Below are 6,144 nucleotides of genomic sequence, written 5' to 3'. Positions count from 1 at the left end.
TCTCTATATTGAGCCATGGAAAAGCGAATCTACCCACAAGCCATCGAATCTGTCGTCATGCCGGAGCCTTTTGGCCGGCAAAGCTTTGATAGCGCTGAAAAGGCCGTCAAGGCACTGCAGGCGCTTTACGATCGCAACACCAGGTTCCTGCGCGACTCCTTCGCAGAATTGGCGGCAGCAGGCGGTGATAATGGCAAGCGCTACCGGGCCTTCTATCCGGAGATCGGCGTCACCACCAACTCATTCACCCAGATCGACTCGCGCCAGGCCTATGGGCATATGCCGACGCCTGGGCATTTTTCCACCACCATCACCCAGCCGGGCCTGTTCGAAAGCTACCTCGTCGAGCAGTTGCGCCTGATCATGCGCAATCATGGGGTTGCGGTCACGGTGTCGGAATCGACCACACCCATCCCGCTGCATTTCGCCTTCCTTGAAGGCACCCATGTCGACGGCGCGACGGCAGAGCGCATCAAGCGGCCGATCCGCGACCTGTTCGACGTGCCCGATCTCGACGGCACCGACGACCAGATCGCCAACGGCACCTTCGAAGTCGCCTTCGGCGAGCCGAGGCCTCTGGCGCCCTTCACGGCGCAGCGCATCGACTATTCGCTGCACCGGCTGTCGCACTATACGGCAACCACGCCGCAGCATTTCCAGAACTTCGTGCTGTTCACCAACTATCAGTTCTACATCGACGAATTCGTCGCCCGCGCCCGCGACCTGATGGCCAATGGCGGCGGCGGATACACGGAGTTCGTCGAGCCGGGAAATGTCATCACCAAGGGCGGGCAGAGCGCGCCCAGCGAAGGCGTTGCACCGCCGCGCCTGCCGCAGATGCCGGCCTATCACCTGAAGAAATCGGGACATGGCGGCATCACCATGGTCAATATCGGCGTCGGGCCTTCCAACGCCAAGACCATCACCGACCATATTGCGGTGCTGAGGCCGCATGCCTGGGTGATGCTCGGTCACTGCGCCGGCCTGCGCAACACCCAGGCGCTTGGCGACTATGTGCTGGCGCATGCCTATGTGCGCGAGGACCACGTGCTGGACGACGATCTTCCGGTCTGGGTGCCGATCCCGCCGCTGGCCGAGATCCAGGTGGCGTTGCAGGAAGCCGTCGCCGAAGTCACCGGCCTTTCCGGCTACGACCTGAAGCGCATCATGCGCACCGGCACCGTTGCCACCATCGACAATCGCAACTGGGAACTGCGCGACCAGCGTGGGCCGGTACAGCGTCTGTCGCAATCTCGCGCCATCGCACTCGACATGGAATCGGCGACCATCGCCGCCAATGGCTTCCGCTTCCGTGTTCCCTACGGCACGCTGCTGTGCGTTTCGGACAAACCGCTGCATGGCGAGTTGAAGCTGCCCGGCATGGCGACCGAATTCTACAAGCGCCAGGTGGCGCAGCACCTGACCATCGGCATCAGGGCTATGGAGAAGCTCGCGGAAATGCCGATGGAGCGGTTGCATTCGCGCAAGCTCAGAAGTTTTTCGGAAACGGCGTTCCAGTAGGCCGGTTCCACGCATCGCATGGGCATTTCGTCATCTTGATTGAGCCGCATTACTGCCGATAAGCAGGCGGCATGGAGAGAGCGGGCTTCGGGACATTGCTGATTTCGGTTGCATTCCTGGCAATGCTGGCCTGTTCGATCGCGCTGGTGGCCGGGTTTTTCGGAACGCTGCATCCCGCCTTCGATTCCTTCTCGCATTTCCGCGTCCATCTTGCCGTGCTGATGGCGCTTTGCGCGTTGCCGCTGCTGGCCACGACATTTCGACTGCAAGCGGCCGTGGCACTGCTTTTTGCCGTGGCGGCCTTCGCCACCACTTCCGGCTCGCTGTCCTTCTCCCGCTTGTGGCCGGTTCAGGCCGCCTATGAAGCCAAGAACGAAGACCGCGCGATCTACAAGCTGCTGCAGATGAACCTGCGCTACGACAATCCAACCCCGAAGAAGGTGCTGTCGCTGATCGGCCGGACCAATCCCGACGTGATCACCCTGGACGAGGTGTCGGCGATGTGGGCGACCGAGCTTGGCTATATCAGCAGCGCATATCCATACCGGATCCTCTGTCCTTACCCTAACAAGATATTCGGCGTCGCGCTGCTCTCGCGGCGGCCCTTTGCCGCCGGCACCGAGGCGCGTTGCGAAAGGCGTGGTGCCATGGCGACAGCGACCGTCGACTTCGGCGGCATCGACGTCGATGTCGCCGCGATCCATCTCAGCTGGCCCTGGCCACGCGAGCAGTACTGGCAGATCGGCGAGTTGACGGAGCCGCTTTCCGCGCTCGGCGAGACGGCCATCATGGCGGGCGACTGCAATGCCGCCCCATGGAGTGCCGCCGTGCGGCGGGTCGCGGCGCTTGGCGGGCTGACCGTCATGCCTTCCGCCGGCCCGACCTGGATCCACATCAGGCTGCCGGATTTCCTGCGGCGCTTCGCCGGCCTGCCGATCGACCAGGTTTTCAGCAAGGGCGGCGTGACTATCCATTCGGCGACACGGCTGGAAGACACCGGCTCGGATCACCTCCCGGTCATGGTGGAGTTCTCGCTCAGGCTGAACCAGCAAAAGCCGCTCGACGAACATGAAACCGCGACCGCGGCCATTGTCCAGGCCGGCAAGACGCCAGGCTGAAGGATCAGGGCCTGACCAAAGCGATGACGAGATGCTGGACATGGCCGCCGTCGCGATGCTCGCGCGCATCGAAAGCGAGCTGCTTGGCCTCATATGCGGCATTGGTGGCCTTGATGCGTCGCTGTGCCTCGCGACGTGTCTTGTAGCAGGACCGGTCGTCGGCAATCCTGAGGCCGGAGATGGATCGTTCCGTGGCCCGCATCATCTCCCTGGCGATGCGGCCATGGGTTTCCTCATGGGCGCGGACGCCGGCGAAGAACCGCGTCCAGCGCTTCCGGAGCGTCGGGGTGGTGGCCGAGGCGACACGCGGAAATGTGTAGAAGAGATTGAGCGTGCCGTTGGCACGCCGCAAGCGGCAGACGCCATTGTCCTGGCTGGTGTCGAGGTCCCAATCCACAGCGTAGCCGGTCAGCGCGATGGCATGCGTCATGAAGCCGTGCTTCGGCCCCTTGCGGTCCATAGCTTGGACTAGCGCCAGCCCCGTGTTCCCGGTGATGTCGTAGGTCCGCGTCTTGACCACCACCCTGGTGCCGGCCGAGGCCGCCGAAGCCAGACCGAACAGCGCACCGATCGCCACTAGGCATGCCAGAACCGTCAGGCGCATGGCCATCTCCTTATCGTCAAGGAATGGAACCATAAGCGCGCGGCAGTTTCAACAGTTCTAATGTTCCACATGCCACGGGAGACCCCGAGCCATCGTCGGGACCTTTGCACGCTGCGGCCGGCGCGGGCCTACATGCCCTGATAGACCGGGCCTTCTCCGCCTTGCGGCGGCACCCAGTTGATGTTCTGGTTCGGGTCCTTGATGTCGCATGTCTTGCAGTGGACGCAGTTCTGCGCGTTGATGACGAAGCGCACATCCTTGGCCGTGGGATCGGCGGCGGCGTTGCCGTCCTTATCGACCCACTCGTAAACGCCGGCCGGACAATAGCGCGTCGAGGGGCCCGCAAAGACATCGTGCTCGGAACGCTTCTGCAGCTCCATGTCGCCGACAAGCAGGTGGACCGGCTCGTTTTCCTCGTGATTGGTGTTGGACAGGAACACCGAGGACAGCCTGTCGAAGGTCAGCACGCCATCGGGCTTCGGATAGGCGATCTTCTTGTGCCGGGCGGCAGGCTCGAGCGTTGCGTAGTCGGCCTTGCCATGCTTCAGCGTGCCGAAGGGCGAGACACCGAACAGCGTGTTCAGCCACATGTCGAGGCCGCCAAGGCCGACACCGACGATGGTGCCGAAGCGCGACCACAGCGGCTTGACGTTGCGCACCTTCTTCAGATCCTTGCCGATGTCGGTCGCGCGCCAGGCTTCCTCGTAGGACGCGAGTTCGTCGTTGGCGCGCCCGGCGCCGATCGCCTCGGCGACATGCTCGGCCGCCAGCATGCCGGACAGCACGGCATTGTGCGAACCCTTGATGCGCGGCACGTTGACGAAGCCCGCGGCACAGCCCATCAGCGCACCGCCGGGGAAGGACAATTTCGGCACCGACTGCCAGCCGCCCTCGGTGATGGCGCGCGCGCCATAGCCCAGCCGCTTGCCGCCTTCGAACGTAGCCGCGATCGCCGGATGGGTCTTGAAGCGCTGGAATTCCTCGAACGGCGACAGCCAGGGATTCTTGTAATTGAGGTGGAGGACGAAGCCGACCGCCACCTGGTTGTCCTCGAGATGGTAGAGGAACGAGCCGCCGCCGGTCTTCAAGTCAAGCGGCCAGCCGAAGGAATGCTGGACCAGCCCCGGCCGGTGGTTCTCCGGCTTGACCTGCCAGAGTTCCTTCAGGCCGATGCCGTATTTGCCCGGTTCGCGGCCATCGGAAAGCTTGTATCTGGCGATCAGTTGCTTGGCGAGCGAGCCGCGAGCGCCCTCCCCGATCAGCACATATTTGCCCATCAGCGCCATGCCGGGTGCGAAACCCGGGCCGTGCGTTCCGTCCTTCTCGACGCCCATGTCGCCGGTAACGACACCGGTGACGGCGCCTTGCTCATTGTAGAGCAGGCCGGCAGCGGCAAAGCCCGGATAGATCTCGACGCCGAGCGCTTCGGCCTTGGTCGCCAGCCAGCGGCAGACATTGCCCAGCGAAACGATGTAGTTGCCGTGATTGTTCATCAGCGGCGGCATGAAAATGTTGGGCAGACGGAACGAGCCGGCAGGACCAAGGACCAGGAAATGATCCGCGGTGACCGGCGTCTTGAAGGGATGGCCGTCCTCGTCGCGCCAGCCCGGCAAGAGCCGGTCGATGCCGATCGGATCGACGACGGCGCCGGAGAGAATATGGGCGCCGACCTCACCGCCCTTCTCCAGGACGACGACAGAAAGCTCGGGATTGACCTGCTTGAGGCGGATGGCGGCGGCGAGGCCCGCCGGACCGGCACCGACGATAACCACGTCGAATTCCATGCTTTCGCGTTCGATGTCGCTCATCAACCCCTCCGCACTGGCTTATCCCATTCGGGTATCTTGCTGGCTCCCGCGCTGCATAGCGCATCAATTGACGACAGGAAACCGGCGCATACGTGACAATGCCGTTTTGGCCAAAAAGTCGCGCATTGCGAGGCTGGAAGACTGCTTTTCGCCTGGCATTGCCTGCGGGGCGCGCGTTTTTTAATTGTTCGACGGCTTGCTTATCGGCCATACTTCACGCCATGCGCTTTCCTGGGCCAGCCGGCTTTTCATCGACGCGCTTTCTTTTCCCGCCCGGCCGGATCCGCCGGGCGCTCCTTTTGGCCCTTCTGATGCTGGCGCCGCATCACGCTGCCGCCGACGAAGTGAAGGTCTGGGCGGCGGGCGCCTACTCCTTCTCCGACGAGCTTGGCGGCTTCCACATCACCGGCGCCTCGGGCATCGGCACGAAGGACGATCCGTTCGTCATCACCGAAGAGCTGACTTCGTCAACGCCGGTGACGCTGACGATCCGCACGACAAAGCCGATCCAGGCCTTCGGCAAGGCCGGCGAATTCGCCAACGGCATGATGTATATGCGCATCGAGGTGCTCAACAATAGCGGCCAGGCCTGGGTCGAATTCCAGTTCGAATTGCAGGAGATCCTGAACCAGCCGAGCGTGTTCGGCGACGGGCTTTCCTTCGACCAGCGCAACAAGACGCCGGACAACATCCGGTCGAGCAATTTCGCCGATTTCGATCGCGATTTCGAACCCTATGACCGGCTGCTGTTCAGGAATGGCAAGGTCGACCCGCTGAAAACCGCCAGCTTCGAATTCCTGATGACCGACTACACGCCCAGATGGACCTTCTACCTGGTGCAGGATCCGCGCATACCAACGGGCTGACACGATAGGAATTTTTTCTTGACTCGGTGAGCTCAGCTATGGTACATTTTTGCCTATGGTGCTGAGTTGCGCCAGTGACCCGCCGCACAGGCGGGTTTTTCGTTTGATGCTCCGTCAGCCAACGCGCCGGCGAGAGGCTCCGAAGGAACCCAAGCTGCCAGCCTTGCAAATTGCCGCCACGCGGACGAATGTGGAATCGATGACTGCCGCTTCCCCAACCAACAGAC

5 protein-coding genes are annotated in these 6,144 nt (G+C 62.7%); 3 read left to right on the top strand and 2 right to left on the bottom strand.

The annotated features are described in order from the left end of the window. Positions 1-57: 57 nt before the first annotated feature. Both EOA22_RS21725 and EOA22_RS21720 read left to right on the top strand, forming a co-directional pair. On the top strand, positions 58-1,521 hold the full coding sequence (locus EOA22_RS21725; RefSeq protein ID WP_128278158.1) for an AMP nucleosidase: 1,464 nt from the start codon (positions 58-60) through the stop codon (positions 1,519-1,521). Positions 1,522-1,592: 71 nt separating this feature from the next. Beyond that, positions 1,593-2,639, top strand: coding sequence for an endonuclease/exonuclease/phosphatase family protein (locus EOA22_RS21720; RefSeq protein WP_013532618.1), 1,047 nt, complete (start codon positions 1,593-1,595; stop codon positions 2,637-2,639). Between the two features lie 4 nt (positions 2,640-2,643). Here EOA22_RS21720 and EOA22_RS21715 read toward each other — a convergent pair whose 3' ends face one another. Both EOA22_RS21715 and EOA22_RS21710 read right to left on the bottom strand, forming a co-directional pair. Beyond that, positions 2,644-3,243: a DUF922 domain-containing protein gene (locus EOA22_RS21715; protein WP_013532619.1), complete on the bottom strand. Its 600-nt coding sequence runs from the start codon at positions 3,241-3,243 to the stop codon at positions 2,644-2,646. 128 nt (positions 3,244-3,371) lie between these two features. Then, positions 3,372-5,051 carry an electron transfer flavoprotein-ubiquinone oxidoreductase gene (locus EOA22_RS21710; RefSeq protein WP_013532620.1) on the bottom strand — a complete coding sequence of 560 codons (1,680 nt, stop codon included), beginning with the start codon at positions 5,049-5,051 and terminating at the stop codon, positions 3,372-3,374. 221 nt (positions 5,052-5,272) lie between these two features. On the opposite strand from EOA22_RS21710, the gene EOA22_RS21705 reads away from it, so the two are divergent. After that, the gene (locus EOA22_RS21705) at positions 5,273-5,917 is read left to right on the top strand and encodes a hypothetical protein (protein WP_013532621.1); all 645 of its coding nucleotides are present in this window, start codon (positions 5,273-5,275) and stop codon (positions 5,915-5,917) included. Positions 5,918-6,144: the final 227 nt, after the last annotated feature.

The sequence above is a fragment of the Mesorhizobium sp. M7A.F.Ca.US.014.04.1.1 genome (assembly GCF_003998745.1).
GTDB lineage: Bacteria > Pseudomonadota > Alphaproteobacteria > Rhizobiales > Rhizobiaceae > Mesorhizobium > Mesorhizobium ciceri.
This window is presented reverse-complemented; position numbering and strand designations above follow the sequence as displayed.

What these genes read in the sequence shown, in the direction of transcription:
- EOA22_RS21725 (WP_128278158.1), top strand. Translation starts at nt 58, where the DNA reads ATGCCGGAGCCTTTTGGCCGGCAAAGCTTTGATAGCGCTGAAAAGGCC.
- EOA22_RS21720 (WP_013532618.1), top strand. Translation starts at nt 1,593, where the DNA reads ATGGAGAGAGCGGGCTTCGGGACATTGCTGATTTCGGTTGCATTCCTG.
- EOA22_RS21715 (WP_013532619.1), bottom strand. Translation starts at nt 3,243, where the DNA reads ATGCGCCTGACGGTTCTGGCATGCCTAGTGGCGATCGGTGCGCTGTTC.
- EOA22_RS21710 (WP_013532620.1), bottom strand. Translation starts at nt 5,051, where the DNA reads ATGAGCGACATCGAACGCGAAAGCATGGAATTCGACGTGGTTATCGTC.
- EOA22_RS21705 (WP_013532621.1), top strand. Translation starts at nt 5,273, where the DNA reads ATGCGCTTTCCTGGGCCAGCCGGCTTTTCATCGACGCGCTTTCTTTTC.